Below are 22171 nucleotides of genomic sequence, written 5' to 3' on the forward strand. Positions count from 1 at the left end.
TTTCTCCCATGTTCCCTTATTTATATTCTATCTCTCAATGCGTAATACATCATACCCAAAACCATCATAGGCCAGCGCAAAAACTGGCCGCCGGGGAAGGAATGGGTCGGTAATTTCTCAAAAACATCAAAACTGTCGTGACGGCCGGAGATGGCATCTGCCACAACTTTCCCGGCGAGGGTCGCCATACCGACACCATGGCCGGAAAACCCCTGGGCATAAAAAATATTTGGTCCCAGTTTTCCGATGTGCGGCAGCCGGTTCATGGTTATTGCCAGTGTGCCGCCCCAGGCATAATCAATTCTGACATCCTCAAGGGCCGGATATATCTCCAGCATATATTTTCGCACAAAGGATGCAAGATCCGCCGGAAAACCAGGGGTATAATTTTCTCCCCCACCGAACAATAGCCGGTGGTCGGCAGACATGCGGAAATAATTGATGACAAATTTTGAATCGGCGACGGCAACATCGTCCCGATTGATCATTCTTGCCCGCGCTTCACCAAGGGGTTCCGTTGCGACCACAAAGTTGTTGATCGGCATGATCTTGCCGGCGAGACGGGGCTCCAGATTGCCGAGATAGCCATTGCACCCGAGGACAAGCTGTCGGGCGCTGACCCTGCCTGCGGCAGTGCAAACAGTTATTCCGTTATTTTCCCTGTAACTTTCAACCCGGCTGTTTTCATAAATCCTGACCCCGGCTTTTTTGCAAGCCCCGGCCATGCCCAACGCCAGATTTAACGGATGAAGATGACACGCCCCCATATCCAGCGTCCCGCCAAAATAGGTGCGCATCCCCAGCATCTCCGCCATTTCGTCTTCATCAACAAAACGAATCTGGTCATAGCCATATTCATTCCGGAGCTTCAGCGCTTCCTCGCGGTAATCTTCGGTATAGCGTTTTTTATGGGCGGCATGCAGAACACCGGGCTTGAGGTCGCAGTCAATATTATGGTCCCTGACCAGTTGCTTGACCAGATTTTTGGAATCTTCCGCCAGATCCCAGAGGACATGTGCCCCGGCGGTACCGACCATTTTTTCCAGAGTGGCCTGATCGGCCCGTTGACCTGACCCGAGCTGGCCGCCGTTACGGCCGGACGCCCCCCAGCCAACAAGATTCGCCTCGAGAAGAATTACGTCAAATCCGGCCTGCCGCAGATGCAAAGCTGTCGAAAGACCGGTAAAGCCACCGCCGACGACACAAATGTCACAGCTTTCCTCACCAGACAGTGTCGGAAAACTGTCATGGCTGCTCGCTGTCGCAAGATAATAGGAATCAGGATGCTGTTCTGAAACCTGTTTCTTGATATTTCGGTTGCCTGTCATCGTTACGAACTCAAACTCTTCGCCAAAATTGTGATCCAGAATTTATAAAAAATAATGCATGTATAACAGCGTTATCCTGATATCAACTGGATATAAATGTATAAAAATCCGGTAATTTAAGCCCCTGATGCGGGAAATGACATGCATTCTGAACAAACGAGAATGCAATCACCGGAACAAATATTCAAATGTGATCACATAAAAAATTATTTTGTGATCACAAAATAATTTTGTCAAGGTTATTTTTCGCCGTACGCGGACTTTGGAAGAGGGAATTACGCTTCTTTTTGCGAATGCAGGCCGAAAAGTTTCTCGCCGATCCGGTCCATCCCGTCAAAGATATCCAGGCGGATCGCCTCCCGCAGGGCCTGCTCGTCCTTGTTTTTCAGGGCATTAATCGCATTGATATGCTGATCAACGATATAGGAGGTTCCGAGGCGTCCAACAATCATTCTCATGAAAGGCCCGAACTGAAGCCAGACGCTTTCAATCAACCGAAGAATGATCGGGCAGTTTGCCGCCCGGTACAGGGTAAAATGAAATTCCCAGTTTTTCAGGCTGTAGAGGTCCACGTCCCCTTTATCGAGGGCGTCCTCAATCTCGTCGTCGATGGTTTCCAGTTTCTGGATGAGGGCGTTGCTGCTGTTTGCGATCGCACTGGCAGAAATCTCGGGTTCCAGCAATGTACGGGCTTTGAATATTTCGCGGAATCGCTGTTCCGTCATCTGGGCAACGGCAACCCGGCGGGTACTTTGCATCTCCAGAGCACCCAGAGCGACAAGCCGGCGGACCGCTTCCCGAACAGGCATGGGACTGACCCCCAGCTGTTCCGCCAGCCCGCGGATGGTAAGTGTCTTTCCAGGTTCAAATCGGCCCGTTATTATGGAATCGTACAGACTTTTATATACCGTCTCATATGTAATTTTACGGCTTGAGGTGTCCTCATCCTGAATGGGCTCGGTTTGCGACACTACAGTTCCCTTTCTTTTTTACTCACGGTTTTAACCCCGTCCTGCTACAGAATGCCAAGTTCAAACTTTTCGTGAATCGCCCTAAAAATCACATTATGTCAAGGTTTTTTGAAACTTTTCAGGGCACACAATCTGTTTTGTCCGGGTTTTCAGCCGTCTCAAAAAATGAATTCGATCTGTTTATGATCGCATGCCTGCAAAGAAAATACGGCACAAAGCAGGTCCTGCACCTCGCCCCTTCATTAAGCGGAAAAATAATTTACTCTAAATGCCAATAAAACCAATAAACTATTTATGTATTTTGTGATCAAAAATAATTTACTTGAAATTCCCCATATATAAAAGCATAAATTGTGATCACAAATCACTGTCCGCATAACAGTATGGATGTTCAACCATGACAAATTTACTGATCGTTGAGGGAAATACCCGCGAGGCCCGTGAGCAGACCACTGCGTCCGGCGCTCTCACCCAGAGCGAGCTTTATAAAAAGACCCTGCTTTCATTGCGGCCTGGCCTCCATTGCGACGTCGTCTATCCCGCAGATGAAGGGACTGATTTGCCGGATGATGACAGCCTGGCCGGCTATGACGGCATTATCTGGACCGGCTCTGCACTGAATATATATGATCAGAACCCGGCCATCACCAAGCAGATCGAATTCATGAAAAAATGTTTTGCGCTGCCGGTAAAAATATTCGGAAGCTGCTGGGGCCTGCAGGTAGCCGTTGTCGCGGCCGGAGGTGTCGTTTCCCGCAATGACAAAGGACGGGAAATAGGCATCGCCCGCGACATCAAACTCACCGATTCCGGACAGACTCACCCGCTCTACAAAGACAAGACCGGGCCGTTCGATGCCGTTGCCATTCATCTGGATCATGTGATAAAACTACCCGAAGGAACAACAGTGCTTTCGGGAAACGGCATGAGTCAGGTACAGGCCGTGGAAATCCGGAACGGACCTGCCATTTTTTGGGGCGTGCAGTATCACCCCGAATTTGATCTCGATTATATAGCCTCCCTGATGGAAAAATATAAAAAGCGGATGGTTGAGGAAGGGTTCTGCCCGGACGAAGCAGCCGTAGAGCAGCTTTCTTCTGAATATCGCCTGGCCCAGACGGATGGACAGCATAAGGAATTGCGGGAAAAATACGACATGGGCCCGGATGTGCTGGATCCCTGCTGCAGACTGCGCGAGATCAGTAACTGGCTTGACTTTATCGACTCGCCAGCCAGCTGATAAGTCCGGACCATTCGTTAAAACAGCCATTATGTGATCACATATTAAGGATGGCCTAGAGACCTGCGGGATCTCTTATGTGCCTCGTGGAACTTATAATTTTCCAACAAATGTTCAGATCAGATTAGGCACGATTATTGTTTTTTAGAATGTGATCACAAATTTCTGGTGTTTTAATGTGAATTAAGGCATACTGGGCTACAGTTTAAAACTTTAGGCAGGTCGCCCCAATCAAGCGGGCGATATTTTAGGTGTTTTATGGTAGACGAGAAACTTATCGAAGAAACCGAAAAATGGTTGATTCAACATGATATCATTGACGTGGAAGTTATGGTCAGTGATTTTGCCGGCATCAGCCGCGGCAAGGTCACGCCCCGGGCCAAGTTTATTGAAGGACTGAGAACCGGTGGCCACCGGGTGCCGGACTCCCTGTTTGCCCTGACAATCAACTGCGATTTTATCGCCAACGATTACATCACGGCGCTTGAGGAGGATCTTTTACTCCAGCCGGATTTGGATACCCTCCAGATTTTGCCATGGCCTGATACGCCGACCGCCTGCGTTATATGTGACGTCTACAAGGAAAGTGGCGAACCGGCGCATAACTCGCCGCGACAGGTGCTCCGAAAAGTTCTCTCCCTGTACCATGAAAAAGGCTGGCAGCCGGTGGTGGCGCCGGAATTCGAATTTTTCCTTCTGGCCCGTCAGGAAAAAATTGAAAGCGATCCAATCCCGCCCCGGGGAAGATCCGGAAAAATGTCCATGGACAAAGGGGTTTTATCCCTGGATGCCCTGGATGAATTCAGCCCCATGTTTGATCAGGTCTATGACTGTTGTGATGAGATGAATATCCAGGTGGATACCCTTACACACGAGGCCGGGCCTGCCCAGTTCGAAGTTAATGTCTATCACGGCGATCCGCTGAATGTGGCGGATCAGTCCTTTAACTTTAAGCGCCTGCTGAAACAGGTTGCCATCCGGCACGGTATGTTCGCCAGTTTTATGGCTCAGCCTTACCCGGACCAGTATGGCAGCGCCATGCATATCCATCAGAGCGTCGTGAATATATCCGATGGTAAAAATATTTTTGCTGATGACGATGGCACTGATACGGAAATTTTTCATGCCCACATCGCGGGTCTGCAAAAATATATTCCCTCACTGATGCCCCTGCTGGCGCCTTATGCCAATAGTTACCTGCGTATCGGCAGCGGCATGAGCTCTCCGGCCAACCTTCACTGGGGTCGGGAAAACCGGTCAGTGGGTCTGCGGGTGCCGTCCGGCGGCCGGGCTGCACGACGGGTCGAAAACCGGATTGCCGGCGCCGATGTGAACCCTTACCTGGCCATCGCGGCATCATTGCTGGCGGGATATCTGGGTATGGTCGAAAACCTGACGCCGACGGAAGCCCTGAACGAATCTGCCTACGATGTGGACAGCCAGCGCCTGCCGCTTCATTTTCTGTCCAGCCTGAATCAATTCAGGGAATCTGAGGTGTTAAAAGATATTTTGCATGATGAATTTATTTCAACTTATGTGGATGTGAAGGAAGAGGAATATTCCGCTAACTACAGCATGCTTTCCCCTTGGGAAATTCGTTATTTGCTGACCAACGTATAGCGGATTATGTGGCGTCTGGCGCCGACAAGCAGTAATGTCACTGGAAGTGAACTGACCGGCTTTTACGGGCGGCAGATGCACCATTTTTGACAAAACAGGCCAGCCAGAACCCCAGGAGGATGAAATGACCGGAACCAAACTTACACCACAGGACTATCGGGAAACCGCTTATGCGGGAATCCTGAGTTTTTTGCGCTTTCCCTTTTCCCGGGATCTGGCCGGTGCCGATATGGCGGTACTTGGCGTTCCCTATGATCTGGGAACGACAAACCGTTCCGGCGCGCGCTCCGGACCGCGGGCAATCCGCGAACAATCTTCGCTGGTTGGTGAATTTGAATGGGGCGTCTGGCCCTGGGACTATCACCTGAACGACCGGCACACCGTGGTCGATTACGGCGATGTATGTGATTTTACCGCCTATCCTGAACGCATGACCGCAGAACTCGAGCGGATGGCATCGGAGATTATCTCGCAGGACACGGCGTTACTGTCCCTCGGCGGAGACCATTTTATCTCTCTGGCCCTGCTCAGGGCGCATGTCAAAAAATACGGGCCGCTGGCCCTTATCCATTTTGACGCCCACACGGATACCTGGGTCAGCGAAGACTATAATCACGGCACAATGTTCTACCACGCGATCCAGGAAGGGCTGATTGATGTGGAGCATTCAATCCAGCTGGGAATCCGGACCCCAAACCCGGATACCTTCGGGCTCCAGATTGTGGACGCCATTGCGCTGGATAATATGACCAACAAGGAAGTGGCTGCAACGATCTGTAACCGGGTGCAGGACAGAAAGGCCTATGTCAGTTTTGACATAGACTTTCTGGATCCGGCCTTTGCCCCAGGCACCGGTACCCCTGTGCCGGGCGGGGCAAGCGTGATGCAGGGCCGGGAAATCCTGCGCGGCCTGAAAGAGCTGAATGTCGTCGGTGGCGACCTGGTTGAAGTAGCGCCGTCCTATGATCCGATTGGTTCCGTCACAGCTTTGGCCGGCGCAACGCTGGCCTGTGACATTCTATATTTGATTTCAGAAGCTTTGACACGGGGCAGAGGGTAATCAGCCTTGTGTAATTGTCGTTATGGGAGTTTTGAACTATGAAAACTTTTGATTACTGGAAAGACAAGGCCGCCGGTCTTTCATTCCGCACGCAGGCCTTTGTGAACGGGAAGTTCGTTGACGCCCTGTCCGGCAAAACATTCGCCAATGTCAATCCTGCCACGGCGCAGATATTCAACAATGTGGCAGAGTGTGACAAAGAGGACGTGGATATTGCCGTGAAAGCCGCGCGTAATGCGTTCGAAGACGGCCGCTGGTCAAACATGCATCCGGCCGAGCGGGGCCGGCACCTGATGCGTCTTGCCGACCTTATTCTCGAACATAAGGAAGAGCTTGCCCTTCTGGAAAGTCTGGATATGGGGAAACCCGTTTCCGATGCCATGTCCATTGATATACCAGGCAGCGCCCGCTGTATCCACTGGTACGGTGAAGCGGCTGACAAGCTTATGGATGAAATCGCCCCCACCGATCCGGGCGCCCTGGCCATGGTTACCCGGGAAGCCCTGGGCGTCATCGGCGTTGTCGTTCCCTGGAACTTTCCCCTGCTCATGGCCTGCTGGAAAATCGGCCCGGCCCTGGCGGCTGGCAACAGTATCGTCCTGAAACCGGCGGAGCAATCACCGCTGTCGATGCTGCGCCTGGCGGAACTGGCCTCCGAGGCCGGAATTCCGGATGGTGTCCTGAATGTAATTCCCGGCTTTGGTGAAACGGCGGGACAGGCGCTCGGTCTTCATATGGATGTGGACATGATTGCCTTCACCGGCTCAACACAGGTCGGCAAATTCTTCATGCAGTACAGCGGTCAGTCCAACCTGAAGCGGGTTTCGCTGGAATGTGGTGGCAAGTCGCCACACATTATCATGCGGGACTGCCCGGACCTGGACAAGGCTGCCGAAGCCGCAGCCAGCGCCATCTTCTTTAATCAGGGCGAGGTCTGCACCGCGGGCTCGCGGCTTCTGGTTGACCGCGCGGTCAAGGACGAATTCATGGACAAGCTGATGAAAGCCGGCCTCCAGCATACCGTCGGCGACCCGCTTGACCCCGCCACCACCATGGGGGCGCTGGTTGAGGAGCACCATATGAACCGGGTGCTGGGTTTTGTCGACAAAGCCAATGAAGAAGGGGCGAGCCTCAAACTGGGCGGAAGCAGAAGTGCCGGACGGGAAGGATTTTTCGTCGACCCCACCATCTTTGACGATGTGACACCTGACATGACCATTGCGCGAGAGGAAATTTTCGGCCCGGTTCTGTCCGTTCTGACTTTCGACAGCGAGGACGAAGCGGTGCGCATTGCCAATGATACAATCTATGGCCTTGCTGCCGCCGTCTGGAGCCGCGACATATCGCAGGCACACCGCATGGCGCGGGCCGTCCGGGCCGGCACCGTCTGGGTCAACTGCTGGGATCCGACCGGCGACATGACAATTCCGTTCGGCGGCTTCAAGCAGTCCGGTTTCGGGCGCGACAAGTCCCTGCACGCCCTGGAAAAATATACTGATCTCAAAACCACATGGGTACAGCTCTGAGAGCCGGATCAGGATTCACGTTTGGAGAATTCAAATGACTAAATTTAACCGAGATACTGCCCAGTGGCAGGAACTTGACCGTGAACATCATATCCACCCCTTCACGGACCCGGCCGCCCTTGGCAAGAAAGGCACCCGCGTCATCACCCGGGGCGAAGGCAGCTATATCTGGGACAGCGAAGGCAACAAGATCCTTGACGGCATGGCCGGCCTGTGGTGTGTCAATGTGGGTTACGGTCGCAAGGAACTGATCGACGCAGCCCATGAACAAATGAAAGAACTGCCCTATTACAACAGTTTTTTCCAGACCAGCCATCAGCCGCAAATCGAACTGTCCAGACTGCTGGCCGAAGTAACCCCCGAAGGGTTCAATCATTTCTTTTTTGCCGGTTCCGGATCCGAAGCCAATGACACCAATGTGCGCCTGGTGCGCCATTACTGGGATGTCAAAGGCCAGACCGACAAGATGACATTCATCAGCCGGAAGAACGCCTATCACGGCAGTACGCTGGCCGCCACCAGTCTTGGCGGTATGGGTTACATGCATAACATGGGCGGCAAGAACGCCTCCCTCCTGCCGGGATTCGAGCATATCGGCCAGCCCTTCTGGTATCTTGAAGGCGATGACATGACACCGGAGGAATTCGGCCTGGAACGCGCCCGGGAACTGGAAGAAAAAATTCTGGAACTCGGCGCCGATACCGTAGCCGCCTTCATTGCCGAACCCATTCAGGGCGCCGGCGGCGTGATCGTACCGCCCGACACCTACTGGCCGGAAATCCAGCGCATCTGCAAGAAATATGATGTGCTCCTGATTGCTGACGAGGTGATCTGCGGTTTCGGCCGGACGGGCAACTGGTTTGGCTCCGAAACCATGGGCATAAAACCGGACCTGATGACCATGGCCAAGGGCATGTCTTCCGGCTACCTGCCGATTGCTGCGGTTGGCATGACGGATGAAGTGTTCGAAGTCCTGAATGGCGGCGGCGACATCAACCACGGCTATACCTACAGCGGCCACCCGGTCGCCAGTGCGGTCGCCATCGCCAATATCCATTATATCAAGGGCCATAACCTGGTGGAGAAAGTCCGGGAAGAAACCGGCCCCTACCTTCATGCCGGACTACAGGACCTGGCAGACAATCACCCGCTCGTCGGCGAAACCCGGGGCCGCGGCCTGATGGCCGGCATTCAGCTGGTCAAGGACAAGGCCACCCGCACCACCTTCAGCGGAGACGAAGACGCCGGCACAATCTGTCGAAATTATTGTTTCCAGAACAACCTGATCATGCGGGCCGTTGACCAATCGATGATCATCAGTCCGCCGCTGACCATTTCCAAGTCCGAGATTGACGAGCTCCTTGAGAAAGGAAAACTCTGTCTTGATGCAACAGCCCGGGATCTGGGACTGATGTAATGGCCGAGAAACACTGCCCCTCCTATTATGCCGCAACGGTGAATGATACTTCCCGTTATCCGTCTCTTGAAGGAGAGACAAGCGCCGACATATGCGTGATAGGAGGTGGTTTTACCGGTATTGCAACAGCCCTGACCCTGGCGGAAAGAGGTTTCCAGGTCGTGGTGCTTGAGGCAAACCAGGTCGGCTGGGGCGCCTCCGGGCGCAATGGCGGCCAGATGATCCATGCCATTTCCGGCGAGGACAACCTGAGACGCAGCCAGGGGCCGGCCGCCGAAAAACTCATCCATGACATCAAATGGCGTGGCAATGAAATCATCCGCGAGAGGGTCGAGAAATATAACATCCAGTGTGACCTGAAATACGGCTATATGGATGCCGCGGTTAAAAACCGCCATATGGACCATCTCAGGAAAGAATATGACTATTTCTCTGCGAACGGCCTTGAAGAGCATTTTCGCCTGGTCGAAGCCCGCGACATGGCGGACTATGTCGGCACGGACAGCTATTGCGGCGGCCTGTACAATGACCTGGACGGCCATCTGCACCCCCTGAATCTGTGTCTGGGTGAAGCCCGCGCCTTTTCCTCCCTGGGCGGACGGATATATGAAGACAGCGCCGTGATCGATATCGAGCACGGCCTGACACCTGTCGTAAAAACAGCAACCGGACAGGTCCGGGCCAACAAGGTGGTGCTGGCAGGGAATGCCTATCATCATCTGGAAAGAAAGCACCTGCGCGGCTTTCTGTTTCCCGCCGGAACCTATATTCTTGCGACCGAGCCCCTGAGCGAGGAAATGGCCCGTCAGGTCCTGCCCCGTGACCAGGCGGTGTGCGACCTGAACGAGCTGCTGGATTATTACCGTCTTTCTGCCGACCGGAGGATGTTATACGGCGGCCGGTGTAACTATTCAGGCCGGGATCCGAAAAGCATCAAGGACAATATGCTTCCCCGCATGCTAAAAACTTTCCCCCAGCTGAAGGATGCCCGCATCGACTATGAATGGGGAGGGAAAATCGGCATTATTATCAACCGCACACCCCACGTCGGACGGATCAATGATAATATCTATTATTCAGAGGGCTACAGCGGACATGGCGTCAACACCACCCATATTATCGGGGAAATTCTAAGTGACGCCACTAGCGGACAAATGGAACGTTTTGATATATTTGCCAAGGCCAAACATACCCGTCTACCCGTCCCTGGCGGGCTGGGAAACCAGATTATCGCGCTGGGCATGTTATATTATCGCATCAAGGATATTTTTTAGTGTGTTAGCAATGGAAAGATAACGGGAAAATGAAGGATAAATTTGCGCATCCGGCTTTTCGGGAAAAACTGTATAATCTTTTTAAATATACGATTTATCTGCTTCTCATGTGGAATACCTACCTGTTTTTCCAACAGGACTGGGACGCCTCGTCACACACCTTCCAGGATGGGGTCCATTTTTCCCAGATTATAGAAGCCTTCACGGCCAGCGCCGATACATTGAACTGGGTGATCCTGCTGCTCCTGTTTGAGCTGGAAACCTGGGTGATTTCCGATGAAGCCCTGGAGAAAAAACATCTCAAATGGAGCCTGATGGCGGTTCGGAGCCTGTGTTACAGCCTGATATTATATGCTTTTTACGGCTATTATATAAAACTGATGCTTTTCTATGGCGTCACTCCGTTTCCTGTCGAAGACGTCTGCAGCATGGTCGATGGAGTATTATCCAAGGTTATCGCCCTGGACGAGTATGAGATCCTGACAGCCGAAAACTGTCAAAGCCTCGCGGGGCTGGACCTGTTCAAAATACAGGGGCAGGCGCTGATTGCCGATGCGCAGGCGCTGGCGGACACGAGAGAACTTGCCTGGATAGATGTCATCAATGCGGGCACCTGGATCTGGATTGTTGTCGTTCTGGAGGTGGATGTCTGGTTCCAGCTTAAGGGATTGCTCAAAGGGCCCCTGCTGAGGATCAGCAAATTTTTCAAGGCCGCTCTGTACATCAGCCTCCTGGTCTGTGCCATCATCTGGGGAATTCTGGGCGAATTTCTGGATTTCTGGGATGCGTTCCTGTGGCTGGTGGCATTCGCCTTTATCGAAATGAACCTGTTCCAGTGGCAGCAGGAAATAAAAGAAAATAAAGCCGCACGCAATCAGACTTCACCTTGACTTTGGGTAACAAGCCCGGGCAACTCAAAAACGGTTGCCCGGCACATTGGATAACATGACTAAAGGCCAATCAGAGGCTGGACCAGGCGCACCAAGAAAGAATTGAACCTGAGCGATGCCTCGGTCAGCACCAGACAGATGCATTCCTCGCCCGGATCAATCATCGGCTGATGCACGTCGTCACCGTCGGCAAGGTCCATGTCGCCTGCCACATACTGCTGCCCGCCACAATGATAACTGCCCTGCAGCACCAGCGTCATTTCATTACCCCGATGCCCATGTTCGGGAATGGTAATGCCCCCTCTGGCCCGAAGCAGCCACAGACGTTCATCATTGGGTCCGGTCCACAGTCTGACATTCTGAAGACCCGGGCCCATAAACCGCCATTTAAGATCGTCCAGACCGCAGCCAAGATAGTCCGCCAGAGGCGCCGGCAGAGACGGGTTTCTATAATGTGGCTCTTCAACTCCATCTTCAGTTTCAGGCAGGCGAGCCAGAATTTCATCCAGCAACGTGTCGCTGACAGGCACGCTGGCGCCGGTTTCCAGAAAAGCGCCGCCAAGGGCTTCCGCCTCGTTGATTTTTTGCCGCACCTCAGGACGTAATGCAGCCTGAGACGCCACCAACAGGGCATGCCCTTCGTTCAGCCCGCCGGAAGCATATGACACGATCCATTCATCAGTCACCAGACCAGTATTCATGTTACATTCTCTCTGCGTTTTTCAAGCGATGGCCTCAGTTTGCGCACGGCCAGCCGGATCCGGGATTTCACCGTACCCAGTGGCAGGCCCAGCGCTTCAGCAACTTCCGTGTGAGACATTTCTTCAAGGAACGCCTTGGCGATCACCTGTTTCAGCTCAGGGCTAAGGCTGTCAATAGCTCCCCGCACTGCTTCAGCTGTCTGGCCGGCTGAAACCATTTCATCTGTTTTCGCCTCATCCACCAGTTCAGACAAATGATCATCAACATCAAGCTCGATAACCTTTCGCCGCCGGATTATGTCGATATGACTGTTGCGGGCGACCGTAAATATCCAGGTGCTGACACGGGCCTTGTCCGCATTATAGCTGTCCGCCTTGCGCCATATTTTCAACATGACTTCCTGCAGCAGGTCTTCCGCCTGCTGTTCATCCATTTTCCGGGACATGAGGAAACTTTTCAACCGCGGTGCATACATTTCATAGAGGCGAACGAAAGCCTGGCGGTCGCGCCTTTGGGCGATCCGGTCCAGCAACTTCGCGCCTTCCTCCTGGTCCCTTTCCCCGGTAATGTGCTTTTCCTCCAGCGGGACTGCATTGCGCCCGTTTTTCTGCCGCATGGTGTTTGAAATATTCGTCTCAATATCTTCCACAACGGCCGGTTTGTACACTCCGGGGTGCAGAGACAAGGAATGACCCGGTTTCTCTGTCACAGCAATCATGTTCATGTCACTGATACGATTTGATTGCCGGTCCGGATCACAACCTGGAAAATAAATACCCGGAAAAATAAATCCAGTCGCCAGCCTATCCCGTATCAGAAATAACTTCAATGATTGTCAGGTCAGAATGAAATGTACCTAACACCAAGAATGAACTTTCCCTTTCCGCCTGCCGGTGGCGATCGACAACAGAAAATTGCTGTCGTCGGGAGCGGCATTTCAGGCCTGGCCAGCGCCTGGATGCTGTCCCGAATTCATCATGTCAGCCTGTTTGAAAAAAATGACTATATAGGCGGCCACAGCAATACCATTGATCTTGAACTAGGGCATATGTCGTTCCCGGTAGATACCGGTTTCATTGTCTATAATCCGCAGAATTATCCGAACCTGGTAGCCCTTTTTGATATACTCGACGTGCCAACCGAACCGACAGAAATGTCCTTTTCCGTCTCCCTCGATGACGGCTGGATGGAATATTCCGGCACCGGGCTCACCGGGCTTTTGGCCCAGAAAAAAAACCTGATGCGTCCCCAATTCTGGCGCATGACCCGGGATATACTGAAATTTTACCGGCACTGTTCCGACTATATGAAACTGGACGACTATCAGCAGATTTCTCTCGGTACTTTTCTCAAGAAAGAGAATTTCAGCGATAGTTTTATCAATTACCATCTGGCGCCCATGGGCGCCGCCATCTGGTCCTGCACCAGCGAGGATATTCTTAACTACCCGCTGCAGGCGTTCCTGTCCTTTTTCCAGAACCACGGCCTGACCCAGCTCAGCAACCGCCCTGAATGGCGAACGGTAAAAGGCGGCAGCCGCGAATATATCAACAGGATTATCAAGCCTTTCAGCAATAACCTGTATCTCAACACGCCTGTCCGGAAAATTCGCCGGCTCGGCAACAAGGTTCTTGTCTGTTCCGATCGCGGCGATGAAATCTTTGACCACGTCATCATGGCCGGCCATGCCGACGACAGCCTTGCCCTTCTGCAGGACGCCACGCCACAGGAACGGGACATTCTTTCCGCCTTCTCCTACCAGGATAATGACGTCTGGGTGCACAGTGATCTGTCGCTGATGCCGAAACGCCAGGCCGCGTGGGCAAGCTGGAATTATCTCGGCTCACGCGCAAATCGTGACGGTTCCTCCCTGTGTGTAACCTACTGGATGAACAAGCTGCAATCCCTCCCCACAGACCGGCCGGTACTGGTCACGCTGAACCCGGATCGGGAAATCCAGGCGGGGCTTACACACCGGAAAATCAGTTACCGGCATCCGCTTTTCGACCAGCGCGCCCTGGACAACCAGAAACGGCTCTGGTCAATCCAAGGCCAGCAAAATACCTGGTTTTGCGGCGCATATTTCGGTGCCGGCTTCCACGAGGACGGTCTGCAGTCCGGCCTTGCCGTGGCGGAACTTCTGAGCGGCGTCCCGCGTCCCTGGTGGCGGCCGAACCAGAATAGCCGCATCGGGCTTGCCGAGGAACTGACCTCCCCTGATCGGGAAGCCGTGGCCTTATGATCAGCTGCCTCTACAAGACCAGTGTCCTTCACCTGCGGCATCTGCCCCGGCGGCATGAGTTCCGTTACAGCGGATTTTATTTCCTGTTCGACCTGGACGAACTCGAAACACTGGACCACCGCTTTGCTCTGTTTTCCCATAACCGACCGAACCTGGTCAGTTTCCATGACAAAGACTATGGCAGCGGCACAGAAAAACCACTGAAACAACATATCCAGCACCTGCTGAAACAATCGGGACTGCCGGTCTCTGCTGACAGAATATTGCTCCTGACCATGCCTCGAATCTGGGGTTATGTCTTTAATCCTATTTCCATCTATTACTGCTTCGATAACCAACGGCAAGCCGTCGCTGTAATCTACGAGGTCAACAACACTTTCGGCGACCGTCACAGTTATGTCGTCCTTTTGGAAAAAGACGCCCCGAGGCATCGACACCACTGCCAAAAGCTGCTCCATGTGTCCCCTTTTTTCGACAATAGCGGCACTTATCAGTTCCGTAACAGATTGCCCGATGGAAAGATTGGTCTCGGCATTCGCTACCTCGATCCAGACAGCAACCTCTTGTTTTATGCCTCCCTGCATGGCAGGAAAATAACCCTCGGGCAGCGACAAATGGTTCGGGTGGCGCTTGGCATGCCGTGGATGACCCTTAAAGTGATCGGCGCCATTCACTGGCAGGCCCTGAAGCTCTGGATTAAGGGACAAAAAGTTTTCAGGCGCCCTGTGCCGCCCGAAGAACATTCTTCAACCGCGGACGACCCGCGCCCCAGGAATCATGGAGTCTATTCATGAGCAGCAATGCAAACACCCTGCCCAACAAGGCGGATACAGTTCCGGGGGGCCTCCCGTTCCTGGCCCGTCGCTTTTTCAGGCATCTTGCTCCTGCCCTGCACAGCGGTCGCCTGACGATCATATTTCCAGGCGGCAGGAAACTACTGCTCGAGGGTATCCAGAACCAGAACCCCTCTGCCGTTCTGGAATTAAAGAATTATCGTGCCCTCCGGCGGATTCTGCAAGGCGGTGCGATGGGATTTGCCGAAGCCTATATGGACGGCGACTGGGACAGCCCGGACCTGCCCGGTCTGCTTGACCTTCTGGCCGGCAATCTTGATCATCTGAAACACCGCCTGCAGGGCCACCGCCTGTATCGTCTGTGGAACAGGCTGCTGCATCTGGCCAGACGCAACAGCAAATCCGGAAGCCGCCGGAATATTGCCTATCACTATGATCTGGGCAATGATTTCTATGCCCTGTGGCTGGACAAGAGCATGACCTATTCAGCCGCCTGCTTCACAGACACACGCGATACCCTGGAAAAGGCGCAGGAGGAGAAATATCGCCGGCTGGCTGAAAGCCTGAACCTTGAGCCGGGTGACCATGTCCTGGAAATCGGGTGCGGATGGGGCGGTTTCGCGGAATTTGCCGCCCGCACCTATGGCTGCCGCGTCACCGGTGTCACGTTGTCTCGTGAACAGCTTGCCTGGGCCAGGGAACGGGTAAAAAGAGCCGGTCTTGAGGACCTGTGCCAGTTCCGATTCGAGGATTACCGGGATATCCGCGGTCAATTCGATCATATTGTCTCCATCGAAATGTTTGAGGCTGTCGGTGAAGAACATTGGCCAATTTATTTTGACCAGCTTGCGTACCTGCTGAAGAAAGGCGGTCGTATCGCCCTTCAGGTCATTACCATTGCCGATAGCCGGTTTGAAGATTATCGGCGAGGCAGCGATTTCATTCAGAAATATATCTTCCCCGGTGGCCTTCTGCCATCGCCGGAAAGATTCATCAGTCTTGCCGGTGACCATGGTTTCAATCTGATGGGCCGCAGGGATTACGGTCATGACTACGCTGAAACCCTGAAACACTGGCGGGACGGTTTTCTCGCCCGGCAGGAAGAAATCTCCGCTCTGGGCTATCCGGAAAGCTTCAGGCGCATGTGGCATTATTACCTGTGTTATTGCGAGGCCGGCTTCCGTCGTAACACCATCGATGTATCCCATTTTATTCTCGGAAAGGATGACTGATGAATGTGATGGTCAATAGGAACAGGGCTTTGTCGGACAATACGAACCACTATCCACCCCTGAAGCTTGAAGAGTTTTTCTCGGGCACCACTATCGCCCGGGGGATTTTCGAGGACCGTTTCGGCCGGGTGCGAAACGAATTTCACGGTCATACCTTTGGTGAAGTGCGCAACAACAAGCTTTTATTGACAGAAGAGTTCACCTACAGGGACGGAAAAACGGACCGGCGGGACTGGATATTTCACAAAATGTCTGAAAATGACTATATGGCCACGTCGGACGCGGTCATAGGCGAAGCGTCCGGAAGGACCGATGGTCATCACTTCCACTGGACCTACAATTTCCGACTTGATGTGGGAAAAAAACAGTGGATCGTCCGGTTCGACGACCACATGTTCCTGATGGATGAACGCCGCCTGCTTAACAAGGCCCGGGCCTATCGCTGGGGTTTCCATATCGGCACCGTATTCCTGTGTTTTGAAAAACAGACCGGTTAATCCTGTTCTTTTCGCAGCATTTGCCTGCCAAGAGCAAAGAAAAAACGGTCCGGCAGCCCTTTCAACAGAGACATGACAATGCCGAGACGGCGGGGAAAGACAATCTCGAAACGGCTCCCCTCCAGCCCCCGGATCATGGCGTGTGCCGCCTGGTCCACCTCCATCAGGAACGGCATGTCAAACTCATTAAGGTCGGTAAGCTGTGTGCGTACAAAGCCGGGGTTAACCAGCCTGAGATCCAGCCCGGATCGTTCCATTTCCGGCTTCAGGGATTCCGCCAGATTAATCAGGGCCGCCTTTGACGCCCCATAAGCCCCCGCATAGGGCAACCCGCGATAGGCCGCAAGGGACGCCACCAGGATGATCTGACCCGATCCCCTTTCACGCAACTGCGGCAGGACAGTTTCAAGTCCGTTCACAACCCCCATGTAATTGACTTCCATCAGGCTCCGATGAATTTTATGGTCAAACTGGTCCAGTGGGCTCGGGATATGCGTGCCGGCATTGAAAATAACTTTGTCGGGCACACCGATGTCGTCCGTGATCCAGTGGAACGCATACTTCACACTATCAAGAACCGTCACATCACAGGGATAGGCATGAATATTGCCCGGCATGGCCTCACATTCCCGGGCCAGGGACTGGAGATTCTCGGACGTACGTGCCGATACTGCCACTTCGTGCCCCAAGGCGGCATACTGGCGGGCAAGTTCCCGCCCCAATCCACTGCCTGCCCCTGTAATCCAGATTACCATCAGAAAATCCTTTCCGCTTTCTGATACGTAAAAAAAGCCTGTGAAGATTATCTTTTTTCGCCCGCTTGCTGTGTTGCATTGGAACGGGGGAGGGTGTAAGGCTGAAGCATGGAACAGAAAATAAAACTGATCATCGGTATCGCCGGCGCCAGCGGTGTCATCTACGGCATCCGGCTGCTGGAAGCTTTGCGGGAACTTGACCATGTGGAAAGCCATCTGGTGATGAGCACCACCGGACGCATGAATATCGGTCTGGAAACCGACTATGAGGTGAAGGACGTGGAAGCGCTGGCCGATGTGGTGCACAAGGACGGCAACCTGGCCGCCAGCATCGCCAGCGGTTCTTTCAAGGCCGACGGCATGATTGTCGCCGCCTGCGCCATGAAAACCCTGTCGGATATCGTCCATTCCCGGGCCGACAGCCTGCTGACCCGGGCGGCCGACGTCATTTTAAAAGAACAGCGCCGGCTGGTGATCATGCCGCGCGAGACTCCGCTGCACCTGGGCCATTGCAAACTGATGTATGAAGCCTGCCAGCTGGGCGCTGTTATCGCCCCGCCTATGCCGGCTTTTTATACAAGTCCCAAAACCATTAACGACATCATTGACCATTCGGTCGGCCGGGTTCTCGACCTGTTTGATCTGGACACCGGTCTGGTCACCCGCTGGCAGGGGCCAGCCACAAACTGACGAATTCAATGACTTGGGGGAATATCATGACAAAAGAAACAGCAGGGGCAACGATCCTGGAAACCCAGGAGCCTGAAGGCCGGCGCTACTATAGTTTCGCCTGGCTTATGGGCTGTGGTCTGATCCTGAGTGTAATCGCCTTCACGTCCATGTTCATTTCGGCGGTCCGGAATGTTGGTCGGAACGATTAAGCAGACCCGGCGCTGAAAAGGCAAAGACATCCACATGGCATACATCCAGGCAGCGCCCGCACCGGAGGCAATCGACCTGGTTGACCGTTGATGAGACTTCCGGCTTTTCAGGGAAAAGGGCCGGTGCCAGAATTTGCGGCTCCGGACATACATTAAAACAATCCCCGCAGCGGTCACATGCCTGACGATTTTTGGCCCTGACCGTGAGCGGGGAATATCGCCCGACCAACCCGTAAAAAGCCCCGACCGGGCACAGATGGCCGCACCAACCATGTTTGACTACAAAAAGATCAAACAGGAAGATCAGCAAAATCACCAGCCAGCCGGTCCCCAGCCCGAACAGGAGGCCCCGGTGCAGAATGGTGATAGGGTTTACCGCCTCGAAGGCGATTTCCCCAATCACATAGGAAAGCAAAAGCAAAACCGGGATCAGCGCGAAGCGAATTCGGTGATCCAGCCGAACAGAAGTCTTGATCCCCGCCTTGTCCCTGAGCCAGGCCGCCCCGTCAGTTACCGGATTCACGGGACATACCCAGGCGCAGAAACTGCGGCCACCAAAAATCAGATAAAACAGGCCGATAACGAGCGCTCCCCACAGGGCCGTCGCCGCCACTGCATGACCGGCGGCCAGTGACTGCAGGGAAATGAAGGGATCACTGAGGCTAATCAAATCCAGGAACCGGCTTGACGCCAGATTACCCTGCAGGATCCACAGTCCGGCATAGGGGCCCGCCAGAAACAGCCCAAGAATGGCAGCCTGACTGAAGCGCCGGACTAGTAACCATCGGTTCCGTTTCATCAGTGCCAAAACGCGGTTAGCCATGGACATCCACCCCGCTGTCTTTCCGCGCCATAGCCAGTGGCAGAACCTTGATGGACGCCGCCGGGGTGATACAGGCTTCTTCACATTTTCCGCAACCGGTACAGGCCGAGGCATGAACCGTCGGCTGGAAGACCGTTTTTTTTCCCCGCGTAAACTGGGTCATGGTAATTGCGTCGTTTTTCAAGGGACAGGCCATATAACAGGATCTGCAAGCCGTACCCTGCATGGCGTAACAGGTTTCCGCGCCCGTAAAGACCGCCAGTCCCATGCGCGCTTCGCGAATGTCCGTCAGACCGTGATTGAGGGCGCCGGTGGGACAGGCCTTCACACAGGGAATGTCCACACACATTTCACAGGGGTTGTCCCGGGCCGTGAAATAGGGCGTTCCGGTCGCAACCGGTTCTTCCAGCGTCGCAAGCTTCAGAATGCCATAGGGACAGGCTTCGACACATAGTCCGCAATGCACACAGGCACCGCGGAACAGCTTTTCGCCAAGCGCCCCGGGTGGACGGATCGCTGTTGCGGCCCGCACCACGCTGCTTTTCAAGTAAGCCCCAAGCGCCACACCAATGGAACCAGCCGTCCCGGCAAGCGCCAGGATTGATTTGAGAAAATTCCGCCGTCTCACGATATACCCTGATCCAATCATCCCGGAAGATGATCCTACCACAATTTAGTACGATCGTCCTAATATAATTTCTAAGTGGAAGAAACATAAAAAAAGGCCCCCGGATTTCCGGGGGCCTTTTTTTATTCTTTAAGCAGTATCGCTCAGGCGCTGAGACGCTGTTTGGCCTGTTGACGTTCTGCTTCCAGGGCTTCCGGAAGGCTGTCGCCCATTTTTTCGAAATGGCTGATCACGTCCTCCACTTCCTTTTCCAGCCCAGCCAGCTCGAACGCCATCAGCTTGCTGAAGCTGTCCTCACCGAAATCAAGGCCGGTCCAGTTGAGGTCGCCGAAAGACGGGATATCGCCAAGTGGGCCGGTTTCGGCATTCTTTTCCTGCTTGATGCGGCCAACGATCCACTCCAGAACACGCATGTTCTGGCCGAACCCGGGCCACAGGAATTTGCCGCTCTCGTCCTTGCGGAACCAGTTGACCCGGAAGATTTTCGGCAGATGAGTGGCCTTGTCTTTCATGCTGAGCCAGTGGTTCCAGTAGTCACCCATATTGTAGCCGCAGAACGGCAGCATGGCCATCGGGTCGCGGCGGATAGCCGCCTGGTTATCTGCCGCCGCTGTGGCTTCCGAGCCCATGGTCGCCGCCATATAGACACCCTGTTCCCAGTTTGAGGCTTCGTATACCAGCGGAAAGTTTGTGCTCAGGCGACCGCCGAAAATAAAGGCGTCGATCGGCACACCCTTGGGATCTTCCCAGGCCGGATCAATGCTCGGGCACTGGCTGGCCGGGGCGGTAAAGCGGGCATTGGGGTGCGCCGCCGGACGGCCGCACCCTGGGGTCCAGTCATTACCCTGCCAGTCGATCAGGTGAGCCGGGGCATCGCCCATGCCTTCCCACCAGACGTCGCCGTCATCGGTCAGCGCCACATTGGTGAAGATGGTATTTGAAGAAATGGTGTCCATGGCGGCGGGGTTGGATTTATAGGACGTCCCCGGCGCCACGCCGAAGAAACCGGCTTCCGGATTGATGGCATACAGACGGCCATCTTCCTTGGGCTTGATCCAGGCAATATCGTCACCGACAGTCCAGACTTTCCAGCCTTCGTATCCCTTCGGGGGGATCAGCATGGCCAGGTTAGTCTTGCCGCAGGCGCTCGGGAAGGCGCCGGTCACATAGGTTTTTTCGCCTTGTGGATTTTCGATGCCGACGATCAGCATATGTTCAGCCAGCCAGCCTTCGTCACGGGCCATCACAGAGGCAATACGAAGCGCCACACATTTCTTACCCAGCAGGGCGTTACCGCCGTAGCCTGAACCATAGGACCAGACTTCGCGAGTTTCCGGGAAGTGGGTGATATAGCGGTTGTCCGGGTCACAGGGCCAGGCCACATCTTCCTGACCTTCTTCCAGCGGATGGCCGACAGAATGAAGACAGCGGATGAAATTGTTGTTGCCGAGAACATCAAGAACCTTGCTACCGATGCGGGCCATGATTTTCATGTTGACCGTTGCATAGGGAGAATCCGTCAGCTGTACGCCGATCTGGGCAATGTCGGACCCCAGCGGCCCCATGCTGAAGGGAATGACATACATGGTACGGCCATGCATGCAGCCCTTGTAGAAACCTTCCATTTCGGCCCGCAGTTCATCGGGCTCACGCCAGTTATTGGTCGGACCGGCGTCTTCCGCTTTTTCGCTGGCGATGAAGGTGCGGTCTTCCACACGGGCCACATCGCGGGGGTCGGAGCGACACAGGAAGGATCCCGGCCGTTTTTCTTCATTCAATTTGATAAATACGCCCTGATCAACCAGTTCCTGGCACAGTCTGTCATATTCTTCCTGGGAACCGTCACACCAATAGACGTCTTTAGGCTCACACAGGTTAGCCAGTTCCTCAACCCATGAAATCAGGGCCTGGTTTTTCACATTTTCAGGTACATTTAAATTCATTCGTCCGATTCCCTACAAATTGGAAAAGAATTTCTTGTTTAATTCTCTATAAAAAAATTAAGGGAGAAGCTGGTCGCAAAAACTTCCAATCAGCCAACCACGCGAACCGGTCAGGCGGCCCGTCATGTCTCCCATTGCTACATATATATTTCATATCTTAGCGCCGATTGTTCTTGTTCCTTCCCGATGGAACATCCCGGCTTATCTCTGATATAGAAACTGATTATATATACTAACGAACTTCTAAGCCATGCCCAGACTATATGTCAAGGAAGAGTCTGCGCAAAAACCCTGCATCATCCCCAGCTTTGCAGAACGGGCCTGACCGGCGTAACCGTTACACCGGAA

21 protein-coding genes are annotated in these 22171 nt (G+C 53.7%); 13 read left to right on the forward strand and 8 right to left on the reverse strand.

Going from position 1 to position 22171, the window contains the following annotated elements:
• Window positions 1-20: 20 nt before the first annotated feature.
• Window positions 21-1328, reverse strand: a complete 1308-nt coding sequence (locus ACORNT_RS03915; RefSeq protein WP_321395575.1) for an FAD-binding oxidoreductase — start codon at window positions 1326-1328, stop codon at window positions 21-23.
• A gap of 275 nt (window positions 1329-1603) precedes the next feature.
• Window positions 1604-2299 carry a GntR family transcriptional regulator gene (locus ACORNT_RS03920; protein WP_321395576.1) on the reverse strand — a complete coding sequence of 232 codons (696 nt, stop codon included), beginning with the start codon at window positions 2297-2299 and terminating at the stop codon, window positions 1604-1606.
• 397 nt (window positions 2300-2696) lie between these two features.
• Between ACORNT_RS03920 and ACORNT_RS03925 the strand changes: the two genes are divergently transcribed.
• The 7 genes from ACORNT_RS03925 to ACORNT_RS03955 all read left to right on the forward strand — a co-directional run bounded on the left by ACORNT_RS03925 (window position 2697) and on the right by ACORNT_RS03955 (window position 11326).
• Window positions 2697-3539, forward strand: coding sequence for a type 1 glutamine amidotransferase (locus ACORNT_RS03925; RefSeq protein ID WP_321395578.1), 843 nt, complete (start codon window positions 2697-2699; stop codon window positions 3537-3539).
• Between the two features lie 258 nt (window positions 3540-3797).
• On the forward strand, window positions 3798-5159 hold the full coding sequence (locus ACORNT_RS03930; protein WP_321395580.1) for a glutamine synthetase family protein: 1362 nt from the start codon (window positions 3798-3800) through the stop codon (window positions 5157-5159).
• A 124-nt stretch (window positions 5160-5283) separates the two neighbouring features.
• Complete coding sequence (speB, locus tag ACORNT_RS03935) at window positions 5284-6219, forward strand: agmatinase (protein ID WP_321395582.1); 936 nt, start codon at window positions 5284-5286, stop codon at window positions 6217-6219.
• A gap of 38 nt (window positions 6220-6257) precedes the next feature.
• Entirely contained in the window at window positions 6258-7745 is a 1488-nt protein-coding gene (locus ACORNT_RS03940; RefSeq protein WP_321395586.1) for an aldehyde dehydrogenase, read from the forward strand.
• Window positions 7746-7779: 34 nt separating this feature from the next.
• The gene (locus ACORNT_RS03945) at window positions 7780-9162 is read left to right on the forward strand and encodes an aspartate aminotransferase family protein (RefSeq protein ID WP_321395590.1); all 1383 of its coding nucleotides are present in this window, start codon (window positions 7780-7782) and stop codon (window positions 9160-9162) included.
• Window positions 9162-10436, forward strand: a complete 1275-nt coding sequence (locus ACORNT_RS03950; RefSeq protein ID WP_321395593.1) for an FAD-binding oxidoreductase — start codon at window positions 9162-9164, stop codon at window positions 10434-10436. Before ACORNT_RS03945 ends, ACORNT_RS03950 begins: the two co-directional genes overlap by 1 nt.
• Before the next feature lie 29 nt (window positions 10437-10465).
• A complete protein-coding gene (locus ACORNT_RS03955; protein ID WP_321395596.1) occupies window positions 10466-11326 on the forward strand; it encodes a hypothetical protein in 861 nt (286 codons plus the stop codon).
• 59 nt (window positions 11327-11385) lie between these two features.
• Here the strand turns inward: ACORNT_RS03955 and ACORNT_RS03960 are convergent, their stop codons facing one another.
• Together ACORNT_RS03960 and ACORNT_RS03965 are read right to left on the reverse strand one after the other, a co-directional pair.
• Complete coding sequence (locus ACORNT_RS03960) at window positions 11386-12027, reverse strand: ChrR family anti-sigma-E factor (RefSeq protein ID WP_321395599.1); 642 nt, start codon at window positions 12025-12027, stop codon at window positions 11386-11388.
• On the reverse strand, window positions 12024-12713 hold the full coding sequence (locus ACORNT_RS03965; protein ID WP_321395602.1) for a sigma-70 family RNA polymerase sigma factor: 690 nt from the start codon (window positions 12711-12713) through the stop codon (window positions 12024-12026). Before ACORNT_RS03965 ends, ACORNT_RS03960 begins: the two co-directional genes overlap by 4 nt.
• A gap of 165 nt (window positions 12714-12878) precedes the next feature.
• Here ACORNT_RS03965 and ACORNT_RS03970 point away from each other — a divergent pair, with 165 nt between their 5' ends.
• Genes ACORNT_RS03970 through ACORNT_RS03985 form a run of 4 tightly spaced genes read left to right on the forward strand, consistent with a single transcriptional unit; the run spans window position 12879 to window position 16793 of the window.
• A complete protein-coding gene (locus tag ACORNT_RS03970; protein WP_321395605.1) occupies window positions 12879-14270 on the forward strand; it encodes an NAD(P)/FAD-dependent oxidoreductase in 1392 nt (463 codons plus the stop codon).
• Complete coding sequence (locus ACORNT_RS03975) at window positions 14267-15064, forward strand: DUF1365 domain-containing protein (protein WP_321395608.1); 798 nt, start codon at window positions 14267-14269, stop codon at window positions 15062-15064. Before ACORNT_RS03970 ends, ACORNT_RS03975 begins: the two co-directional genes overlap by 4 nt.
• Window positions 15061-16296 (forward strand): cyclopropane-fatty-acyl-phospholipid synthase family protein, encoded by a 1236-nt coding sequence (locus tag ACORNT_RS03980; RefSeq protein ID WP_321395611.1) that lies wholly within the window; start codon window positions 15061-15063, stop codon window positions 16294-16296. Before ACORNT_RS03975 ends, ACORNT_RS03980 begins: the two co-directional genes overlap by 4 nt.
• A gap of 29 nt (window positions 16297-16325) precedes the next feature.
• Window positions 16326-16793: a DUF3833 family protein gene (locus tag ACORNT_RS03985; RefSeq protein WP_321395612.1), complete on the forward strand. Its 468-nt coding sequence runs from the start codon at window positions 16326-16328 to the stop codon at window positions 16791-16793.
• Here the strand turns inward: ACORNT_RS03985 and ACORNT_RS03990 are convergent.
• Entirely contained in the window at window positions 16790-17548 is a 759-nt protein-coding gene (locus ACORNT_RS03990; protein ID WP_321395615.1) for an SDR family NAD(P)-dependent oxidoreductase, read from the reverse strand. The two genes, ACORNT_RS03985 and ACORNT_RS03990, sit on opposite strands and share 4 nt — an antisense overlap.
• 108 nt (window positions 17549-17656) lie before the next feature.
• Between ACORNT_RS03990 and ACORNT_RS03995 the strand changes: the two genes are divergently transcribed.
• Window positions 17657-18238, forward strand: coding sequence for a UbiX family flavin prenyltransferase (locus tag ACORNT_RS03995; protein WP_321395618.1), 582 nt, complete (start codon window positions 17657-17659; stop codon window positions 18236-18238).
• Window positions 18239-18264: 26 nt separating this feature from the next.
• Window positions 18265-18429, forward strand: coding sequence for a hypothetical protein (locus tag ACORNT_RS04000; protein WP_321395621.1), 165 nt, complete (start codon window positions 18265-18267; stop codon window positions 18427-18429).
• Here the strand turns inward: ACORNT_RS04000 and napH are convergent.
• From napH to ACORNT_RS04015, 3 genes are all read right to left on the reverse strand, one after another.
• The gene (gene napH / locus ACORNT_RS04005) at window positions 18392-19252 is read right to left on the reverse strand and encodes a quinol dehydrogenase ferredoxin subunit NapH (protein WP_321395623.1); all 861 of its coding nucleotides are present in this window, start codon (window positions 19250-19252) and stop codon (window positions 18392-18394) included. The genes ACORNT_RS04000 and napH overlap by 38 nt on opposite strands.
• Window positions 19245-19880, reverse strand: coding sequence for a MauM/NapG family ferredoxin-type protein (locus ACORNT_RS04010; protein WP_321395626.1), 636 nt, complete (start codon window positions 19878-19880; stop codon window positions 19245-19247). Before ACORNT_RS04010 ends, napH begins: the two co-directional genes overlap by 8 nt.
• A gap of 143 nt (window positions 19881-20023) precedes the next feature.
• Window positions 20024-21823, reverse strand: coding sequence for a phosphoenolpyruvate carboxykinase (GTP) (locus ACORNT_RS04015; RefSeq protein ID WP_321395629.1), 1800 nt, complete (start codon window positions 21821-21823; stop codon window positions 20024-20026).
• Window positions 21824-22171: the final 348 nt, after the last annotated feature.

Source organism: Emcibacter sp. (genome assembly GCF_963675455.1).
Classification (GTDB): Bacteria; Pseudomonadota; Alphaproteobacteria; order Sphingomonadales; family Emcibacteraceae; genus Emcibacter.